This window comes from Vibrio qinghaiensis (genome assembly GCF_002257545.1).
GTDB lineage: Bacteria > Pseudomonadota > Gammaproteobacteria > Enterobacterales > Vibrionaceae > Vibrio > Vibrio ordalii.
On sequence record NZ_CP022741.1, the window covers coordinates 537694 to 558257 of the forward strand.

Sequence of the window (20564 nt, forward strand, 5' to 3'; positions counted from 1 at the left end):
CCAAGTGTTGTGTTTATTTCCATGGTGCTCGGTAACGGATGCCTTGCTTGTCCAACATAGGCAGATGTCCTTTGAGCCGTGACAGATAATCTTGCCAATCACGATGCACTTTATGAGTCCATCCTGCTTCGGCGAGTGCAGTTAAGCGTGGATAAAGCATGTATTCCATACGCTGTGGGTTATTGATTAATTCACACCATAAAGCGCACTGAATACCGAGAATTCGCTTACGGAGTGGATCGTTTTCGGGCACTTCGGCTAAAGGTTCATAGCGATAGGCTTTTTCTAATGGGGTAACACCTGCCCAGTCAACGCCCGGTTCTTCTGGCGCATAATCTTGAGCAATATCCAGATAGGTGTACTGACCGGGTTGTAAAATCACATCAAACCCTTGTTTGGCGCAGTTCAATGCCGCTGCTTCAGAAAGCCAAGAGTAGATAACGGTATCTTTACTGACCTTATTGCCATGATGTGCTTCTTCCCAGCCGACCATGCGTTTGCCAAGCGTACGCAGTTTTTGTTCGGCATAACGTAGCAAGTGTCCTTGCAACTCTTTGGCCTCGGTATAGCCATTGTCAGCCATCAGTTGTTGACATTTAGGGCTGTTAATCCAGACCCCATCGGGCACTTCGTCGGCACCAATATGGATAAAGGGGGATGGAAATAGCTCAGAGACTTCTTGCAAGACGATATCTAAGAACTCATACGTTCCTTCAAGGGCGGGGGAGAGGACGTTATCGTTATAATATTGAATGCTGCGATAGTGTGATTGATCCTCTTTATCGGCCAGCAGATGAGGCAGCGATTTGATCGCGGCGCGGCAATGTCCGGGAACATCAATTTCTGGGATCACTGTGATACCACGCTCTTGAGCGTATGCAATAACCTCTTTGATCTCTTGTTGTGTATAGAAACCACCGTGGCGCTGCGTTAACAAGCTGTATTGAGGTTCGAGCACTTCATCAACCCCTCGCCATGCACCGATGTTGGTGAGTTGAGGCAATGCTTTAATTTCGATACGCCATCCTTCGTCATCGGTCAAATGCCAATGGAACGTATTGAATTTGTAATGCGCTAATTGGTTAATAAGCCGCTTAACTGTCTCGATTCCATGGAAATGGCGCGCACAATCGAGCATCATGCCTCGGTACTTAAAGCGTGGCGCATCACTGATTTTGACGCAGGGGACTAACCAGGATTGATCTTGAACTTGGATCAACTGCAACAGGGTCGCGCTAGCATACATAAAGCCTTGATGGCTACTCGCCTCTAAGCGAATGCCGGTACGATCGACGTTGAGTTGATACGCGCCCTCGTCAAAGGTCGGGTTAGTGCGGTAGATAATATCAGCGCTGCCAATGGGTTTGGGCTGAAAATCAAATATACGGTTGAGTTCCTGTTGTAACCAAGTCGCAGCTTGCTCAGCGCACGTGGATTGCAAGGTAATCTGGCTCGAAGTCGTTAAGGTGTAATGCCCTGTGCCGGATTCAATCTTGTTTGGTAATGGAATGAGGCTGAGGCTCGCAGCTTCTGCTACAGGTATTTCACTGCGCTCACGATAAGGCGAGGCGAGAGCAATCGGGGTTACGATCACATCATGACGTTCGATCGGTTGCTCGCCATTGCATTGAACAAAGGCGTGCTTTACGCCATCAGTGTAAAAATGGAAAGGAGCGGTTTTGATGCTAAATTCACAGTAAAAATGCGAGTTTGCAGCAAGCACGGTCATATCTGGCGCTAATGAGCAGAAACTGCCTATTTGCACTACGTTGCCATGGGTGATGCTGTCTGGCTGAATGAAGCGATCAATCACAAAATGTAACGACCAGTCTTTGAGGTCTTGATCGCTTAAGTTATGGAACGTTAAACCAAAACGGCAAAATTGCTTCTGTTCTGAGAGTACCGCAAAGTCAATTCGATAGCTCATAGTGATTCCTTAATACAAATTATGCTCGGCTTTGCCGGCAAACATAATCGCGCCTTCGATAGCGTCGAATTGAGGTTGAACAATCCACTGCTGTACTGGTGGAGAAAGCCAATACAAGATACGCTCAGCAATGCTACCCATGAGGCAGATTCGTTTGGCTCCTTTGTTATGAAGAGCGACAAGAAACATTTCGATGTCTGCCGCGGTTTGTTTGAGAAGCTCGATCGCCAGCGCATCACCTTGTTGCGCTAGAGAAAAAATAACGGGAGAGAACTGGCCATAGTCGCGTGGGAGTGCGTTTTTTGACCATTCGACAATCTGATCAACATCGTGGTTAAAATGTTGCATCACATGAGCGCTTAATAATGAAGGCTCGCTGATACCATCCTCAATGAGCAGCACGCGCTGGATTAGGCGTAAACCCATGATGGCACCACTGCCTTGATCGGATATGGGAAACTCTCGTCCACCCACCACATGCTGCTGCCCAGCGTGTAAAAATAGGCCACAAGAGCCCGTTCCCGCGATCATAATTGCGCCATCGTCGCCATTATGAGCACCAATACAGGCACCGTAAGCATCTGTGTTGAGCGTTAGTGAAGCAAAAGGATGCGCCTGAGACATAAACGCATGCCATGCGGATTTTTGTTCTGCGCCAGCCAGAGCAAGACCCACGTGCATCTGAGCAAAATTCTCTTTCGTCAGCCCGCTTTGGTGGGCCGCTTGAGTAATTGCATCAATGATCGCTTGCATGGCAAGTTCCACACCCAATAAAATATTGGCGCTACCGCTTTTCGCTTCACCCAACAGCGCGCCTTGCTCGTTGCGGATGCGTGCGCGACATGAGGTGCCGCCTCCATCAATACCGACATAATAAAAAGCCATGATTACCTCTCTAAGTCTGGTGTTGAGAAGTGGCAAAACTGGGTTGTGATGGCCAGCAGATACCAAGCACCATGAGGAATCCATTGCTCAGCCCAACGCCAGTTTTGCAGCATGTCATCCTTCTGTTTCGCTGGGTTAAAAGCGATATCTTCTTCATCTTCAAAACCGCCTGTAATGCCATTACACACTCCCCCTTTGGCGTTAAAAAAGCCTAAATGGGGTAGGTAGTCTGGATTGTTGCGACCGTGCCCATCGAGCATGCACATATCGTATGGATTTAATCCGATAATCCAGTTCAATGCATTTTGTGCAAAGGTGGTTAAAGGGGCATGCAGATCTGCGTTGACGAACGCTTGGGCGCGATAAGCCATACACGCGAGTGATCCTAAACGCGCATTTTCGCCTTGCCACCAGTAGCCGGATTCATTGTCGTGAGCGACAAAAAATGCGCAGCGTTTGTCGCCATTTATCGGTTTCACATATTGGCGTGGATAGCCAAATGGGTTACTGACTTGATGAGTAATGGTGAGCTCAAAGCGGCAAGCATTCTCAATCACTTGAACGACTGATTGTTTGCGGTGTTCTTCCGTTTCAATCTCGAGATATTCGCACAGTGCAATCACAGGTAGCCCAGCTTCGGCGGCGTGATAATAAGGGCGACTGGCATCACTATTGGCTGCCCAATAATGAGCGATGTTAGCGTCGCTGTGTTGATAAGCGCATAACCTTTGCGCCCAAAGACGACACTCAACCAGATAATTTGCTTGATGAGTTGAGCGATAGAGTTCAACCGATGCAAGCAGAGCGCAATAGGCATCAATGATGTTCTCTTGGCCATCGTCGAGATAGCGCGTGTTATTTTCTTTTAAATGCCAGTAACCATGCTCCGCCGCTGTTAAATAGTGTTCTGAGGTGAAATCACCGTGAACATCTAAACGTGCTGCCACCGCAAGAGCGGCAATCGCAACGCCACCTCCTTGGCGAAATCCGGCTTGATAATCGTCAGACTTGTGGCCGGATTGAGTGGCATAGGCGCAGATCTCTCGCTGCTTAATGTCCTTGCTCCATTTGTCAAAGACCGTTGTATAAAAGAACCCCTCGGGGTTTTGCATGCGGATCAGAAAATCAGCACCAAATAACGCCTCTTCCTTAAGGCGAGTGCGAGAAAATGCAGCAAAACTCGAGTGATGTTCTAGTTGTGCCAATCCCTTTAACATATTCCAAACCACCATTGGGGTTTGTTGAGGGTTTAAATAGTTGGCGTAAGAAAGGTGACTCAGATATTTACTGACGTCACCGGAAGCGTCGTACCAGCCACCGTGTACATCGGCAGTGGTTGATGTACCAAGCAGTGGTACGAGCTTATCTTGCTGGTCGAAAATGCCACCACACCGTTGTGATTTGAAGTAGTGCAATACATCAGAAAACGTTTTTTTCATCAGTATCCCTTCACCAATTTCAAAAATAGGGGAGTGGGTATTTTCAAAACGCAGGTAATACTGCCCTGAACTAGTGTATTGGGAAAAGTCGATCGTATAAAAGCTACCTAAATGCCAATGCGCGACTTTAGCTTGTGGTTCAACAACGAAAGTCGACACAGTTTGATGGCTGTTTGCACAAACAAGCAGAGCGATATCGGAAGAAACACGGAGCGTGTTACTCATTAATATCGCCTGTTTTGGCCCTTGTGGCTCATAACCAATATGGTTAATCAGTAGCAGCATTAAACGTCTCCAAGCCAGAACTTTGATTTTTCGTCAGCACTTAACCAGTTGAGGCATGTGCTGACTTTGTTTTATAGGTTTACCTAAGGTATTGAAGCCGATGAGGTCATGTCAGTGGCTTCAATCGCTTAAGGTGTGCGTTAGTGATTATTCAAATAAGTAACAACGAACAAAGTGGTTATCAGACAACTGAGTCACCGCTGGAAGTTGTTCACGACATTTGTCACTCGCCTGCATGCATCGACCAGCAAAAGGGCAGCCTGTTGATACCGGGGTCCAAAGTGGAATTTCGCCTTTGTTCCCTTTGAGCTTCTCGTGTATCGATTTACTAGGATCGGGTACTGCGGAAACCAATAGCTGAGTATATGGGTGCTGAGGATCGTGAATGATCTCTTCGGTATCGCCCCATTCCACCATATGTCCGACGTACATGACGGCTAAATCTTCGGCGATGTAGCGGGCAGTGGCGATGTCGTGCGTGATGTAAAGCAGCGACATCTGCTTTTCAAACTTCATCTCTTCCATCAGGTTGAGAACACCCGCACGAATCGACACATCCAACATGGAGGTTGGTTCATCAGCCAGTACCACTTCGGCACCAACCGCGATATTACGCGCTAAGTTGACACGTTGGCGCTGTCCACCAGACAACTGGTGCGGATATTTCGCGGCGGTTTCTTTTGGTGGAATAAGGCCGACTTGTTCCAGTAAATCATGAACGCGTTCTTCTAACTCTCTCTTATTACCTGACGTCACTTTTTTATGGATAAGTAGTGGACGAGCAATATGATGAAAAATGGTGTGAGTTGGGTTGAGTGAGCCAAACGGATCTTGCCATACCATCTGGACGCCTTCGCGATAGTGCATCAGGTCACTGCGTGAAGTGATGTCTAAAATATCGCGTCCTTTGTATTCAATTACACCGGATGTTGGGGCGTACATTTTGGCAATCATTTTAGCGGTTGTTGATTTGCCAGAGCCTGATTCACCCACGACAGCCAAGCCGCGGCTTTTGAACATTTTGAACGATACGTCGTTGATTGCTCGCATCATAGGTTGTTTTAGGGCGTTACTGTTGATTGGAAAATCCTTAACCAGATTTTTCCCCTCAACCAGTAATTCACCGAAAATTTTGCTCATAATTGTCTCCAGAAATTTGTGTAATACAGCTTGTGTTCTATAGCTTCACTTGAGCAATTGAGTCACCATAAAGGTGGCAACTGGAGAAGCGTCCAAGCTCTATTTGGCGCAAACTCGTTGGAATTTTGGTGCAAGCGTCATGTACGCGGTCGCAACGAGCTTGGAAACGGCAACCCTGAGGTATATCCAATAAGTTCAACGGGTTACCCGGTATGCCAGTTAACTTCGTTTTAGGGCCAGTTAGTGGAGGGAAAGAGCTACCCAGCCCTTTGGTATAAGGGTGGAAAGGGCTTTCCAGAATCTGTTTCGAAGGCGCCACTTCAATTAATTCACCGGAATACATGATGCCAATCCGATCAGAGAACTCGACCATCAAGGACAAATCATGGGTGATGAACAAGATAGAGAAGCCAAATTCTTCTTTCAGCGCATAGATTTTTTGCAATATTTCACGCTGGACAACCACATCAAGTGCCGTAGTCGGCTCATCCATAATGATCATTTTAGGATTGAGCGCGAGAGCAATTGCAATCACCAAGCGCTGACGCATACCGCCAGAGAATTGGTGTGGGTAATCGTTTAAGCGACTTGGGTGAATATCGACAATTTCTAGCAAACCTTCAGCGCGTCGTTTTGCTTGTTCACGAGTCATGTTGGTATGGCGCATGATCACGTCACAAAATTGTTCTTCCATCGTCAATACTGGGTTCAAAGCGTTCATCGCACTTTGAAACACCATCGACATTTGGCTCCAGCGAAAGGATTGCATGCGTTCATCGCTGTATTTAATGATGTTTTCACCATTAAAGATCACTTCTCCACCAGTAATAAATGCGGGCGGCTTATGTAGACGCATCAATGAAAATGCAATGGTGGATTTACCACAGCCAGATTCGCCAGCAAGGCCAAATATTTCGCCAGGTGCAATGTCAAAGCTGACGTTACTGCATGCTCGCACATCACCTGCATCGGTGATGTAGTCCACGCATAGGTTACGGATTGAAATAAGTGGGTTGGTCATGATTATTTATCTCCGCTCCAAAGTGCATTTTGTGGTGGCAGTTCAGGTTGACGCTCTTTCTTGTCTTGCTCTGCGAGTTTTTTCCAACGTTTCATTCCTTTGTGTGAACGCAGTTGTGGGTTGGCAATTTCATCGACCGCAAAGTTCAGTAAAGCCAAACCAGTAACGAGCAGAGTCAGAGCAATACAGGGAGCAAGCAGTTCCCACCAAGCGCCAATCAGCATAGAAGAGGACGTTTGAACGTTGTACAACATGATGCCCCAACTGATGGTGTTTGGATCGCCAAGACCAAGGAAAGAGATGGTGGCTTCCATCATGATGGCGTACATCACTGAACCAATGAAGCTAGCGCCAACGATAGAGATGAGGTTAGGTAGAATCTCAACGAAAATGATACGCCATGATGATTCACCCAAGACTTCCGCTGCTCTGACAAACTCTTTCTCACGCAGTGCGAGTGTTTGTGAGCGTACGACCCTTGCGCCCCAAGCCCAAGAGGTACAGCCAATGATGAGTGCAATGGTTAATGGGCCTGCCTCTCCAATAAATGCCGCAACAACGAATAAAAGGGGGTATTGCGGTATCACCAGCATGATATTCATGGCGGCGGTGAGAATGTCATCGACCTTACCGCCAAAGTAACCAGCAGAAACACCGATCACAGTAGCCAGAAAACAGACCGTAATCCCTGCGCCAAAACCAACGGCGAGCGAGACTCGTGCGCCATATACTACTTGTGACCAAACATCGCGTCCCATACGAGAGGTGCCTAGCACATGGTCTTCACCTTTTGAGAGTAGTAAGGTGCGGCGGTCAGTCGCCAAGTTTTCAGCAATCCAGCCATTCGGATCTGCTTTAGCGGCTTTGACGACAAACGATGGGTACTCGTGTGGATTTCCGGTACGTTTATCTGGCGCATGTTTAGTGATCAGTGGCGCAGCAAGGGCGATGAATAAAAATAGGCCCAAAATAATGACACCGACCATGGCAACGGTATTACCGCGAATGAGTTTAATGAGATCTTTCATGATTATTTACCTCCCTTGCGTAGGCGAGGGTCTAGTACGACATAAAGCATGTCCGCCAACAGGTTAAAGAACAGCATAAAGAGCGTCATAATCAGCAGTTGCCCTTGCAGAACTTGGTAATCACGAGCGTTGATCGCATTGAATAAAACACTGCCAAGACCTGGATAGTTAAAGATAATTTCAATAATGAGCTGACCACCGATAGCCATACCCAAAGACATCGATAGAGCGGTGACACTTGGCAATAAAGCATTACGAGCGGCGTAATGGAAAACCACACGGTTTTCGCTGAGCCCTTTCCCTTTCGCCATCGTGATGTAGTCTTCAGCGAGCAAGTTAATCATGTTGTTACGCATGTTGACGAGAAACCCACCGATTTGTACTAGAGACGCACAGACAAGAGGCAAGAAAGCGTGGTAAGCCACATCTTTAATGAATGTCCAACTTGTCCAATCTGGCATCGTACCAGCAGTGTAGGCATAACCCGTAGGGAACCATTGCAAGCCGATAGCAAAAGTAAACATAGCGATCATCGCAATAACTACTTGCGGAACGGCTTGTATAACCAACATCCCCGGGGTAATAAACGTATCGTAACGACTACCTCTTTTCCATGCGGCAAAAATACCCAGTAGAGAACCGATTGAGAACGAGATCACAACCGCAGTACCCGCTAGAAATAACGACCAACCAAATGCACTACCCAGTAATTCATTGACACTTAACGGATAGAACTTAATTGATGTGCCTAATTCCCAACTCAGAATGCTTTTTAAGTAGGTCAAATATTGCACTGGCAACGGGCCATCAACGAAACCGAGAAGCTGCTTCATCGCTTCGATTCGTTCTGGTGTTACTTGTGTTGTTGCATTTGCGAACATCATGGTCACTGGGTCTCCAGGCATGGCTCGCGGAATAATGAAGTTCAATGTTGCTGCAACCAGCAACGCGATAAAATAAAATGACAAACGTCTTAAAAAATAACCCATAACTCACACCTTACTCACCCAGTTTTATCCTGTACCTGGTTTCAGGTCGCTCCTAGCGAAATTTAGAGCGAAAAATCCCCTAACGACGAGCGTTATACTTTTGCTAGGTAGTTAGGGGATTTTATTTAGCGGCGCACGAAGTACGCCGCAAGGAATGAACTTCTACTTACTTAACTGGTTTTAGGTCCAGTACGTGCAATAGACGCTCAGGGATACCAGCCCAAATATTTGGACGACCCTTAGGATTTTCTTCGTTCCACCAGCCGCTAAAGCGTGCTGTGTTGTATTGGTACATGTAAGCACCTGACATTACAGGGATGGTAACTTGGTCTTCAGCAATGATTTGCTGAATTCCGTGAGCGATTTCTAGCTGCTCGTTTTTATCCGCTGTTTTATAGAAGCTGTCTAGCAAAGTATCTAGCTTGTCGTTTTTGTAGAAGTGCATTGCAAAACGAGGCATACCGTCACCTTTCTGTAGTGCAGAGTTGTATGCACTGTTCCAATATAGATGTGGGTCTGCGCCGTGGAAGTAGTTGGTGTAAGCGACGTCATAAGTACCTTCAAGCATTGCTTGGTTATAAACCGCAAACTCTGGAGTACGTGCACGTGCTTTGATACCTACTTCAGCAAGCTGTTCAACGGCAAGTTGTACGGTGTTGTTGAAGTCAGTCCAGCCATTGGGTGATTGAACCAGTAACTCAAAAGATTTACCTGATGGAGTATCAACAAAGCCGTCTTTGTTCACGTCTTTGAAGCCCGCTTTAGCAAGCAGTTTTTTCGCGCCTTCAACATTGTACGTGTTGTAGCCTTTGTACTTATTGTGGACGTTTTCATCAGACCAAGCTTGGAACGCATAACCGAGGCCTGAAGCGAAGTCGTTAACGGTACCACCGCCGTAGAAAGCGATGTCGATAATAGTTTGACGGTCAAGAGCCATAGAGAACGCACGACGGAAATCAACGTTGCTTAGCGCTTCATTTTTCACTGCATCTGGATTTTTGAAGTTAACAACAAATGCTTGTGTGCCTGATGGCGGATACCAGTAGTGGTGGCTAGGGCTTGCTGCGGCATAAGTACGGTCAATATCTGGAACGAATGAAGAGGTCCAATCGAGTTCAGAGTTAACAATTTTACCGAGCAACTGATCATTGTTTGCAATTTGAGGCACACGTAGACAGTCAACCTCAAGGTTTGCAGCATCCCAGTAATTAGGGTTACGACATTGAATGTATAACTGTGGAGTGAAGGTGTCGATTTCAGTAAATGGACCAGTACCTACGGGTTTCTCGTTAGTGAAAGTCGTTGGATCTTTCACGTCTTTCCATACATGTTCAGCAACGATAGGTACCAAAGAAATCTCATAAGGTACGTTTGAGTTCGCTTCAGTTAAACGGAAACGAACTTGGTAGTCGTTCAGTTTTTCTACGCTCGTTACCCATTTGTTGATACCGCGCTGGTCAAGTTCAGGTTTATTTTCCAATAAGCCATAAGAGAACACGACATCATCCGCTGTAAATGCTTGACCATCTGACCATTTAACACCTTTACGGATATCAAAAGTGACGCTCATTAGGTCATCAGACATTTTAAAGCCTTCAGCCAAACGCATAACGGGTGTATTACCATGCATTTCGTTGAAGATGACCAGTGGTTCATAGATGAAATCAGTGGTCGTACGTAGGTTTGTTGCTAGATACGGGTTAAAGTTACGCACCATTGTAGGGTAGAAATCAGGTACGATCGTTAGCTCACTGCGTGCGACTGCTGGAGCTGAAACGCTCGCGGCGGCGGCGATAACTGCAGCGGCTAGCGCTGTTTTTTTAATATTGGCAAGCATAGCTGTTCCTTACTATTTGCTTTCATTTCACTAATGGATATGAATGTCATCAATTGATAAACACTCTCCAAGGCCTACCTCATTGCGTGTTAACAAACCGGAGGAGTTGGTCAACATGAGTGGCCTGTAGACCTTTGGCAGGAGTAAGAAGACACCTTGGAGAGAAAATTATCAATTTGAATTCCCGTTAAAAACGTCAATTTGTAGAAAGTGACCGTTATAAACGTCAATTTACCATCTTTGGTTTGATTTTTACTCTCATTTAGGTCAGTGATCTACCTCTCATACTCAATTCGACTAACTTATGGTTGTAAGCGCTTGCTATCTTTTTATCCCTTTATTTTTAATGTTTTTTTTGTTTTTTTTGTATCATGAGATCTTGCTCACTTATCGTTTTGTCATTAATTTTTTCACTTAAATTAATTCTGCCGAATTGTTGTGATTCGGTTCGCAATCTGGATCTTTATTCACCTTCAATTGAAAATGTTCTGATTTTTTTGCCTGAAAATCAGTTTTTACTTCCAATTATTCTCGTCATTCTCTCTCTTTTTTTCTATTGAGAAGTAAGGATTGCAATATGCAATGAGTAAGATACTCCGAGAGTAGTGGATGCTTGAGGTTAGCATGAATTAAATTTAACTAGTCATAACTCTGGATGCATCAATGGGTTGGTTGTCACGTTGAGGGTAATCGAAATATAATGATAAAAAAGCCTGCAGTGTGCAGGCTTAATGGTATTGATGTGCTTAGAGTGATGAGGTCAGTAGCTTTTGCAACTTATCGCGCTGCGCTTCGATATGAGTACGTTCTGGGCCGTACTCCTGACAATGCTCAAGAATGTAATCTAACGAATTAAGAACCGTACGCCAGCGAGGTGTCTTGGGCAATGTCTCGATACGTAAGTACTTGTCTAGTGTCCGAGTCTGTAATGTGCTTCTATCGAGATACACTCGCCATAGCCCACTCTGCTCTGCAAAGGTAAACTTGCTTTGGTTACTGACCCGTTCCCAGTAATCTAAAGCACTGGTCATTGCTTCAACCAGTACTTCGCGCATTAAATCTTGCTTAGATTGACTCTCTCCCGATACTTTGTCGGCGATACGTGTGAACTCACCACCGAGTTCTTTGAGCTGCTGCAGTTTTTCTTTATCGCCTTCAAATGCGTAACTGGATAGCGCTTCAATAGCGGTTTCAAGGTTATTGATGCGCGCTGCATTGATGTTTCCACCTACGTTAAAGATGTACATAGCCTGCAACCCAGAGCCATCCGGTAGCCGTAACACATCAGCAGACATATGCTGACGTGAATCTTCGACATAGATATCGATATTACCGCAGTAATGCTCTTGCTCGACGACTAAGTATTTGGGAGCGATGAGTTCTTCCGCATTTGAGCGCTTTAGTTGTTCTTGGCTACGCTTAAATAACCGAGCAGCAGCTTCATTTGCAAAGCGGATTTTATGATCGTCTCGAATGCAAATAATCGCCTCAGGAGCAGATTCAAGTTGCTCTAGTAGGCGGCCTTGGGTTTCCAATAAACTGGCTTCTACCATGGCTCTACGTTTCAGCTCTTGTTGCAGTTGGTTGTTCTCAATACGTCTTTGTTCAGCTTTGCTGGCCGTTAAATGCGCCGTAATACGTGCAGCGAGCTCTTGCTTATTAAACGGCTTCGATAAGTAATCGTTCGCTCCCGCTGCAAAACCACGAACTCTATCGTCAGTTTGATTTAATGCCGTCAACATAATGATAGGTAGTTCGGCATGATCGTATGTTTCTCTTAACTTTTCACAGACTTGGTAGCCGCTTAATCCTGGCATCATAATGTCGAGCAGTAGAAGTTCCGGTTTTTCTTTTTCGACCGCGCTAATGACTTCATTGCCATCTTTAGCGGTGCGGACTTGATAGCCTTCTAAACGTAGGAAGCTGTCTAGGACACGCAGATTGACGGGTTCATCATCGGCTATCAGTAGCACTGGGCCTTCTTTATTTTCAGGCAGTGAATGCATTTCAGGCAGTTCAATGTCTGAAATGGTCGGAGATTGGAAATGGCCGGTTTCCATATAGCTTGTCGACTCAATTTCCGCTTTTGATGCTAATGGCAAGGTAAAGCTGAATGTTGTACCGACCATAGGTTGGCTACTGACATAAAGCGTTCCTTGCATCAATTCGATCAATTGACGGCTGATCGAAAGACCTAAACCAGCGCCTTGTCGATAACGACTGGCATCTTGCCCTGCTTGAATCAGTGGTTCAAAGATGTGTTCAAGTTGCTCTGCTGGAATGCCTTGTCCCGTATCGACAACTTGGACGCGAATCTTGTCATCAACCACATTGGCTGAAATGACAATTTTCCCTTCAGTCGTATATTTAATGGCGTTTCCTACAAGGTTATAAAGCACTTGCTCTAATCGTTGTGGATCGGCAGAGACCCAAATGCATTCGTCAGGGATTTGGTTTATTACGCGAATGGGCTTTTTGTTGAGTAGATGATTCGACAGCTCTAACACTAAGCGTGTTGCGCCGGATAGATCAACGGCACACTGTTTGATATCCAAGCTGCCATAGCGCATTTTATGGTAATCGAGTAGGTCATCGACCAAGTTTGTCAGCCGTTGTCCACTGCTGATGATTATGCCCAATTGATAACGGTGATCGGCGGTGATAGTTCCACTTGACCCAGAGATCAGTGCTTCTGCAATACCGACCATGCCGTGCAGCGGTGTTCTTAATTCATGTGAGGTTGTGGCTAGGAATTCATCTTTTAGTTTGTTAGCGAGATGCAACTCATCGTTCTGTTTGCGGATTAATTGAATGTTGCTTTCGAGCTCTTTATTTTGCGCTTTAATCAGCTGCATTTTTTCTCGGATTGAACGCTGCATACGCTCAAAACTCACTGCGAGTCGACCAATCTCATCTTTACGATCGGTATTGATAACATTTTCATCTAAATCCCCAGCTGAGACTTTTTCTGCCGCCCAAGTGAGCTTCAGTAGGGGAGAGGTAATAAAATTAGAGAGATAATGTGAAGCGATGACGACTAAAATAATCGCGGTTAGCATGGCGAAAATAAATAATTTCTCAAGTTGATGAACTCGCGCATAAGCCTCTTTTTCTGGTATCTCTACCACCAAAGCCCAATTGATATTTTTGTTTGCAACAGGTGCATAGGCGGCAATGGTTTTCTCATTCAATGTATTGGTGTAAGTACCAACGGCACTCAACCCAGAAAGCGCAAGATTGATCACTTTTTGACTAGTCTCGATTTCTTGCTGCGTGTAAGAGAGTATTCGAGAATGATGATCTTGCCCGACCAGTAAAGTCCTTATTTGCGATGTCGCATTGGTGTCAGCAACGAGTTTTGTGATGCCATTGTTTGGTAGGCGGAACATGGCGTAGCTGTGCAGGTAGCCCTGTTGAATAATGGGCGCGCCAAGCCAAGCAACTGATTGCCCTTCTTGTGGTGAAAAGTCAGAAATAATGACTGGTGTATATTCTTCATTGGTTTTTCGTTGTTCGCTAACTTGCTGCTCTAACTGGCGGAATGTTTTACCCAGATTACTATCTTTGTATTTTCCAGTCAGTAAATTGGTCCCATAGTTGTCGTGCTTATAAACGGAATAAACAACATCACCGCCGAGATCCACCAGTAAAATATCGTCAAAATCAGAACGTTTAAGCAGTTCTAAATACGCCCAATGATAGCGTTTGTGCAGTAGGCGATACCGTTCACTGCCTACATAGCTACTCGATTGTGGCAATATTGACGTTTTTATCTGATCACCAGAGCCTGGAATATAACGCTGCTGGGCATGCTCACGAGCTTGGTCAATATCCAGACCAAGTCTTTGGAACGCATTGACTAAGCCGTAAAAGCGCCCTCCACTGGCATAAGCTAACTCTGAACGAACAAACCCCATCACTTCTGATTCTTTGGCCGCGAGGTAATCGAGAACTTGCTGTTGCTTGGTGTCTCTGACTGACAATAAGTGAGACGTGCTTTGTTCTTGAAGATCTTTAGTGTGTGATTGTAGAAAAAAAATGGCAGTCACAGTTAAAGGCGTGATGCTCAAAACGAGAAAAGCCAGCATAAGAGTATTTTGCAGGCGCTTAAATTTTTGCTTACGAGAGAACCTAAACATAGAAAAAGGCATTACTTTCCGTGAGGTTTTAACGGCATGAGGTAGTCGTTAAAGTGAATGAAAAAACAAAGAAAACCTAAAGTGACGAAATTAACGAGTTTTTTTACTTTGACAAGTAAGTCCTGTGGAAAGCGTGGTCACTAACACAAAATTGGTAAAAATCATTCAGTTTAGTGACCAGTTGAGAGTGGATTACACTTATTGTTGCGACTTTTGTAATGTTTTTTTTGCGTGGTAAATGATGAATTTGTTAGTTTTATTTAACACCTCGCAATGACCATAAGCCTGTTCAATCAGCGGGGTATATTTAAGAAAACTGTTGGCCACAATAAAAAGTTCGCCTTTTGCGGTTTGATGGCTTGGTGCGTTCGCCAGTAAGGCTTCTGTCGCACTATAGCTGGTCTCTAATCCGGAGTGGAAAGGGGGGTTTGAGACGATAAATTGGTAATCTTTAGCGGTATCTGAGTAGACATCAGAGGCAAATACATTCCCTGATATGTTATTCGCTATCAAGGTTGCTTTGGTTGATTCAATCGCAAGCGCGCTGATATCGCACAGTTCAATCTCGATATCTGGGTTTAATGTAGCCATTACTGTACCCAGGACACCAGCACCACAACCAAAGTCGAGAACTTTACCCCTCAGTTTAGGTAGTGTATCAAGTAACAGTTGGCTGCCGAGGTCAAACTCACCATGACTAAATACGCCAGGTAAACTTTTAACAATCAGTGAGTGTTGCTGATACTGCACCTGATAAGTTTTGAACCAGTCTGCAATTTGGAAGCTCGGTGGCTGCTGAGTGCATTGCCCCCAATAGAACGAACAGCGTCGAGCTGAATCATACTTTTTAACCAGCCCATAAGCTGCAAACATTTTTTCAATGCTTTTTATGCCCGAGCGGTTTTCACCTACCACCACAATCTCAGTCTCTTTGCCCAGTTTGGCCAACAGCATCGCAAGCAGATATTGAGCTTCCTGCTTCGCTTTGGGCCAGTAAAGCAAAATCATGTCAGCATCGGTTTTTTGCTCAAATTGAGCGCCAAAATGACATGTAATTTGCGAATAGGATTCGAGTTGGCGGTAGTAACCATAATGAGTGGTGAACACCGAAACAGAGCGACAATGATTGGCTAACTCTACAGGAAATAAATCCTCCGCTTCTCCAGCCACTAAAAGATGTTTTCCTTCGAAATAAGCAAGCTGACGTTGGGCAATTTGACTTGGTGCGGTGTAACTGGACATAGTGGGCTCTGCGCTGAAAAAGAGGGGCAGATTCTCGCACAGTCTGCCCCTTGCTTCTAGCTTGATCGTCAGTAAGTCAAAAGTTAGCTATTATCTTGTTGATTGAGAAAACCTTTAAACTCTTCCTCATAAATATTAAACAGCACCATAGTGATGGCAAAAATAAGTGGTCCGTAAATTAACCCAATCAGGCCAAATAGCTGAATACCACCGAGCAGAGAGAAGAAGATCATTAAGGTGTTCATGCCCGCGCTCCCTTGCATTAAAAAGGGCCGCAATAAATTATCAATTGAGCCAACAACGATAACGCTCCAGAGGGCCAAGAATATGCCCCATGTGCTATCCCCGGTTAGAAAGAGATAAACAGTGGCTGGAATCCATATCAGAGCTGTACCGATAACCGGAATAAAAGAAGCAAATCCCATCATAGTTCCCCAAAATAACCCAGGGAAACCTGCGAGCCACATACCAAACCCGCCCGCAAAGCCTTGCGCTATTGCGGTTAAAAATGACCCCATGACAGCCGATTTGGAGACTTGCTCAATTTCGCAGAGCAACCTGTCTTCTTGACTACGCGACAACGGCAAGATATGCCTAAGAGCACTGATGAGTTTATCGTGATCACGCAGTAGAAAAAACAACACGAACAGCATTAAGAAGAAATCCATCAAAAAACTGGTCGCATCACCGAGCACTTTTGCACTGATACTAACTAAGTTGGCACCAAATGAGCTGGCAAATTGCCCCACTTTTTGTGCGATTTGTTGTGGCTGAATTTCATCAAAGGGCAAATATTGATTGGCAATGGAAAGCCCTTTGACAACCCAAGGATGCGCGAAGGCAGTTTGAATGCCCCCATGAGTCACCCATTGATACATGTTCTGAGAAAATACCGACCCTTGCTGCACAATAGCAGCAAAGACAAACAGCAGTGGAATCACAATAATAAAGGTCAAAATGATGCACGAGAGAAATGAGGCGGTATTTTTGTATTTGGGAATTTTTCGTTCGAGCCACTCATGAATGGGAAACATCAATAACGAGATGATGAAAGCCATAACAATCGAGTTGATATAAGGTGCAATCAACAGATAACAAGCAATAGCCGCAATAATAAGTGCGGCAATGAGTACCCAGTGGCTAGAGGTGATTTTCACTTTTTCTGACACGTTGTTAATCCAACCTTGTAAAGTAATGGGGTTATAATGACTGCAAATCAGCGTGTTATCAATGAGGAACTGATGAGATGGGATGTTGTGATAATGAAAAAGGGTGTCAAAACCAGCATAAAAAAAAGTTGAAGCTACCGTGGTTTGCCATCAGCATGATGGCGTTGGTCGTTTTAGTGATTTATTACTGGCAATGATAGGCTGTTTATTGAATCTGAAATGAATAAAGGGCTGATCTACAGCCCTTTATACTATGATGAGTCTGCCTAATGGTGCTTATCCCGCTTGAGCTGCCATCATCGCAAAACAGCGATCGGCTGCTTCTAGTGTTGCTTCAATCTCTTTAGAGCCGTGAGCCAAAGAGGTAAAGCTTGCTTCAAAAGCTGAAGGTGCTAAATAGACACCATGCTCAAGCATCAAGTGGAAGAAGCGCTTGAAACGTTCAACATCACATTTTACGACTTCTTCATAACAGGTGACGCGCTCTTGATCGGTAAAAAAGAAGCCGAACATGCCACCAACTTGGTTCACCAGCAAAGGAATACCGTGTTTGTCTGCAAGTTCTTTGAATCCATCAGCCAATTGCTTTGTTTTGGCCGCGAGACGTTTTTCATTGCCTTCTTCTTTTAGAAGCGTCAAGCAAGCATAACCCGCAGCCATAGCCACAGGGTTACCTGATAGCGTACCAGCTTGGTACACCGGACCCGTTGGAGCGATGTATTGCATCACATCACGGCGTCCACCAAAAGCGCCAACAGGCATACCACCGCCAATCACTTTCCCCAGTGTTGTTAAGTCTGGTTTGATGTTGTAGTAAGCCTGTGCACCACCTAGTGCAACACGAAATCCTGTCATTACTTCATCAAAGATCAGCAGAGCACCTTCTTGGTCACAGATGTCACGCAAGCCTTCATGGAACCCTTCAACTGGTGGAATGCAGTTCATGTTGCCCGCGACCGGTTCAACGATAATACAGGCTATTTGGCCTTTATTGGCCGCGAACAATTCGCGTACAGATTCTAAATCATTAAAAGTGGCGGTCAGTGTATGTTTAGCAAAATCAGCAGGCACACCAGGAGAGCTTGGTTGACCTAACGTTAAGGCGCCAGAGCCTGCTTTCACTAGCAAGCTGTCTGCATGACCGTGATAGCAGCCTTCAAATTTTAAAATTTTATCGCGGCCAGTGAATCCACGAGCTAAACGAATGGCGCTCATCGTCGCTTCGGTACCGGAACTGACCATGCGTAGTTGTTCCATCGATGGAACCAGCTCAGAAACCAACTCCGCCATATCGATTTCCATCTCGGTCGGCGCACCAAAACTGAGACCACGCTGCGCAGCGCCTATCACAGCTTCACGAATAACCGCATGATTATGGCCAAGTATCATTGGCCCCCAAGAGCCGACATAATCAATATAAGCTTTGCCATCAGCATCAAAAATCAACGGGCCGTCTGCGCGGTCGATAAAAATCGGCGAGCCACCAACTCCGTTAAAAGCACGTACAGGAGAGTTCACTCCACCGGGAATTGCACGTTGTGCCTTTTGATAAAGCTCTGCTGATTTGGTCATGGATTTATCCTCTTTTGCTTGTTCGGACCAGTTGGTGTCGCATTGTATACCCAAACTCACCAAAGGCACTTTTTTTCACTCATTTTCTGAGTCCATTCACAGCCCAATGAATGCCGTATAGTGTACAACTTACGCGACAGTGACTGCTTTTTAAGTGCATAATGCCTCGTTAGTTGGAGTTTTAACTTAAGTGGCGGTGAATACTTGAACGAATAGGTCAGGTATTAGATAATCAGCGCATTATTAAAAGAATCACCTTTACAGGCATAAGTTCATCATAATAAGCCTGACAGGTATTAACTCGAGTGAGAGAGGCCATCGTGAGTGAAGTCAATATACCCTTGTCATTTTCTGATACTGCAGCACAACGCGTAAAAGCGTTGATTGCTGAAGAAGAGAACCCAGCGCTGAAACTGCGCGTTTATATTACCGGTGGTGGTTGCAGTGGTTTCCAATATGGGTTTACTTTTGATGAGAATGTAAACGATGGCGATACAACCATTATTAATAGCGGCGTGACCTTAGTCGTTGACCCAATGAGTTTACAATATTTGATGGGTGGAATAGTCGATTATACGGAAGGTTTAGAAGGCTCGCGTTTTTTTGTCAATAATCCTAATGCAACAACAACATGCGGTTGTGGTGCATCATTTAGTGTTTAACTAAAATCAATTCGATGTGCGATCAAGTGGCCGTTGCCGATTAAAGATTAAGAGCTCTACCTATTAGGATATTTCGTAGGGCTTTGCCTAGTTAAAGGCAATAACATCATAAAGGACTATCTATGCCTGATACCAACATCAGCCGTTCATCTATTGGCCGCTTTTTTTCGCAACGACCTTGGCTACTCTCGACGATTTTTATTCTACTTCTCTGTTTTTGGTTAGGTTTTGGGGCATTGAAAGCGGAAGAGCCCCGGCAAACTACCAATGACACCATTCCTCTTGCGAAAGTGATTTACCAATCTTTTGAGGCTGAATTGACCGATAAGCATATCGATCTTTACGGTCGGACCGCACCTAATCGTCAAGCTAAAATTGGTGCTGAAATCGCAGGGAAAATTACTCAGATATCGATAGCAAAAGGGCAGCCTGTCAATAAAGGACAACAGATCGTCTTAATTGATCAAGCTGATCTAGCGGCTCAATTAGAGAGTGCGCAAGCTTTGTTTAAACTCAAACAAAAAGAATTCAGTGCCGCTGAGTCGTTAAAAAATCGAGGTTTGCAAGGCGAAGTGGCCTTTGCTTCGGCGCAAGCCGCTTTGGCGGAAGCCAGCGCTGTACAGAGCCGCGCTCAATTGGCTTTGCGTAATACGTCAGTTGTGGCTCCTTTCGATGGCATTGTTCAAGACATCTTGATAGAAAAAGGCGATTTTGTCGGAGTGGGTGACCCGATGGTCACCTTTATTGATCTCAGTAAATTAGTGATAGAAGCGGATGTCAGCGAACGGCACATCCAAAAAATCAAACAAAACCAAACCGCTCGCATACGTTTTATTGATGGCACTATCATCGATGGTAAAGTCCGCTATATCTCTCGTGTTTCATCGCCTGCCACCAATACGTTTGCGATTGAAGTCGAGTTTGACAATCCCAATCAGTCTATCCCTGCGGGTGTGAGCGCTGAAGTTGAGATGAGTTTGGAAACGCAACTGGCGGTGAAAATCACGCCCGCCATGCTCGCGCTTGATGATCAAGGAAATTTAGGCGTTAAAACTCTGCAGCAAGATCGTGTTCGTTTTATACCGATAACATTGGTAAAAGCCGAACAGGATGGCGTGTGGCTAACTGGGCTAGGGGAGACGGTGGATATTATCACCGTTGGGCAAGGTTTTGTTCGAGATGGTGATCAGGTGATTGCGGTCAAGAAACCTAACCACTCAGCGCAGTAG

At 45.2% G+C, this 20564-nt stretch carries 14 protein-coding genes; 2 read left to right on the forward strand and 12 right to left on the reverse strand.

Going from position 1 to position 20564, the window contains the following annotated elements; all coding sequences use genetic code 11:
• Positions 1-13 precede the first annotated feature (13 nt).
• From CCZ37_RS02670 to hemL, 12 genes are all read right to left on the reverse strand, one after another.
• Positions 14-1927, reverse strand: coding sequence for a beta-N-acetylhexosaminidase (locus tag CCZ37_RS02670; protein WP_094499682.1), 1914 nt, complete (start codon positions 1925-1927; stop codon positions 14-16).
• Positions 1928-1936: 9 nt separating this feature from the next.
• Positions 1937-2812, reverse strand: coding sequence for a glucosamine kinase nucleotide-binding domain-containing protein (locus CCZ37_RS02675; protein WP_094499683.1), 876 nt, complete (start codon positions 2810-2812; stop codon positions 1937-1939).
• A 2-nt stretch (positions 2813-2814) separates the two neighbouring features.
• Positions 2815-4536: a glycoside hydrolase family 9 protein gene (locus tag CCZ37_RS02680; RefSeq protein WP_094499684.1), complete on the reverse strand. Its 1722-nt coding sequence runs from the start codon at positions 4534-4536 to the stop codon at positions 2815-2817.
• Between the two features lie 147 nt (positions 4537-4683).
• Positions 4684-5676: an ABC transporter ATP-binding protein gene (locus tag CCZ37_RS02685; RefSeq protein ID WP_010319473.1), complete on the reverse strand. Its 993-nt coding sequence runs from the start codon at positions 5674-5676 to the stop codon at positions 4684-4686.
• Between the two features lie 37 nt (positions 5677-5713).
• Entirely contained in the window at positions 5714-6697 is a 984-nt protein-coding gene (locus tag CCZ37_RS02690) for an ABC transporter ATP-binding protein (protein ID WP_010319474.1), read from the reverse strand.
• 2 nt (positions 6698-6699) lie between these two features.
• A complete protein-coding gene (locus CCZ37_RS02695) occupies positions 6700-7725 on the reverse strand; it encodes an ABC transporter permease (protein WP_094499685.1) in 1026 nt (341 codons plus the stop codon).
• 2 nt (positions 7726-7727) lie between these two features.
• Positions 7728-8714, reverse strand: coding sequence for an ABC transporter permease (locus tag CCZ37_RS02700; protein WP_010319476.1), 987 nt, complete (start codon positions 8712-8714; stop codon positions 7728-7730).
• A gap of 166 nt (positions 8715-8880) precedes the next feature.
• Positions 8881-10551: an ABC transporter substrate-binding protein gene (locus CCZ37_RS02705; RefSeq protein ID WP_010319477.1), complete on the reverse strand. Its 1671-nt coding sequence runs from the start codon at positions 10549-10551 to the stop codon at positions 8881-8883.
• A 746-nt stretch (positions 10552-11297) separates the two neighbouring features.
• Positions 11298-14690 carry a response regulator gene (locus CCZ37_RS02710; protein ID WP_094500784.1) on the reverse strand — a complete coding sequence of 1131 codons (3393 nt, stop codon included), beginning with the start codon at positions 14688-14690 and terminating at the stop codon, positions 11298-11300.
• A 198-nt stretch (positions 14691-14888) separates the two neighbouring features.
• Positions 14889-15932, reverse strand: coding sequence for a 16S rRNA (guanine(1207)-N(2))-methyltransferase RsmC (gene rsmC / locus CCZ37_RS02715; RefSeq protein WP_094499686.1), 1044 nt, complete (start codon positions 15930-15932; stop codon positions 14889-14891).
• An 83-nt stretch (positions 15933-16015) separates the two neighbouring features.
• Positions 16016-17101, reverse strand: a complete 1086-nt coding sequence (locus CCZ37_RS02720) for an AI-2E family transporter (protein ID WP_094499687.1) — start codon at positions 17099-17101, stop codon at positions 16016-16018.
• Between the two features lie 276 nt (positions 17102-17377).
• Positions 17378-18673, reverse strand: a complete 1296-nt coding sequence (gene hemL / locus CCZ37_RS02725) for a glutamate-1-semialdehyde 2,1-aminomutase (RefSeq protein ID WP_094499688.1) — start codon at positions 18671-18673, stop codon at positions 17378-17380.
• A gap of 320 nt (positions 18674-18993) precedes the next feature.
• Between hemL and erpA the strand changes: the two genes are divergently transcribed.
• Positions 18994-19335: an iron-sulfur cluster insertion protein ErpA gene (gene erpA, locus CCZ37_RS02730; RefSeq protein ID WP_010319613.1), complete on the forward strand. Its 342-nt coding sequence runs from the start codon at positions 18994-18996 to the stop codon at positions 19333-19335.
• Between the two features lie 122 nt (positions 19336-19457).
• Positions 19458-20564, forward strand: coding sequence for an efflux RND transporter periplasmic adaptor subunit (locus CCZ37_RS02735; protein WP_094499689.1), 1107 nt, complete (start codon positions 19458-19460; stop codon positions 20562-20564).

Coding starts and splice junctions, on each gene's coding strand:
- CCZ37_RS02670 (WP_094499682.1), bottom strand. CDS start 1,927: ATGAGCTATCGAATTGACTTTGCGGTACTCTCAGAACAGAAGCAATTT.
- CCZ37_RS02680 (WP_094499684.1), bottom strand. CDS start 4,536: ATGCTGCTACTGATTAACCATATTGGTTATGAGCCACAAGGGCCAAAA.
- CCZ37_RS02685 (WP_010319473.1), bottom strand. CDS start 5,676: ATGAGCAAAATTTTCGGTGAATTACTGGTTGAGGGGAAAAATCTGGTT.
- CCZ37_RS02710 (WP_094500784.1), bottom strand. CDS start 14,690: ATGTTTAGGTTCTCTCGTAAGCAAAAATTTAAGCGCCTGCAAAATACT.
- CCZ37_RS02690 (WP_010319474.1), bottom strand. CDS start 6,697: ATGACCAACCCACTTATTTCAATCCGTAACCTATGCGTGGACTACATC.
- CCZ37_RS02700 (WP_010319476.1), bottom strand. CDS start 8,714: ATGGGTTATTTTTTAAGACGTTTGTCATTTTATTTTATCGCGTTGCTG.
- CCZ37_RS02705 (WP_010319477.1), bottom strand. CDS start 10,551: ATGCTTGCCAATATTAAAAAAACAGCGCTAGCCGCTGCAGTTATCGCC.
- rsmC (WP_094499686.1), bottom strand. CDS start 15,932: ATGTCCAGTTACACCGCACCAAGTCAAATTGCCCAACGTCAGCTTGCT.
- CCZ37_RS02675 (WP_094499683.1), bottom strand. CDS start 2,812: ATGGCTTTTTATTATGTCGGTATTGATGGAGGCGGCACCTCATGTCGC.
- CCZ37_RS02695 (WP_094499685.1), bottom strand. CDS start 7,725: ATGAAAGATCTCATTAAACTCATTCGCGGTAATACCGTTGCCATGGTC.
- CCZ37_RS02735 (WP_094499689.1), top strand. CDS start 19,458: ATGCCTGATACCAACATCAGCCGTTCATCTATTGGCCGCTTTTTTTCG.
- hemL (WP_094499688.1), bottom strand. CDS start 18,673: ATGACCAAATCAGCAGAGCTTTATCAAAAGGCACAACGTGCAATTCCC.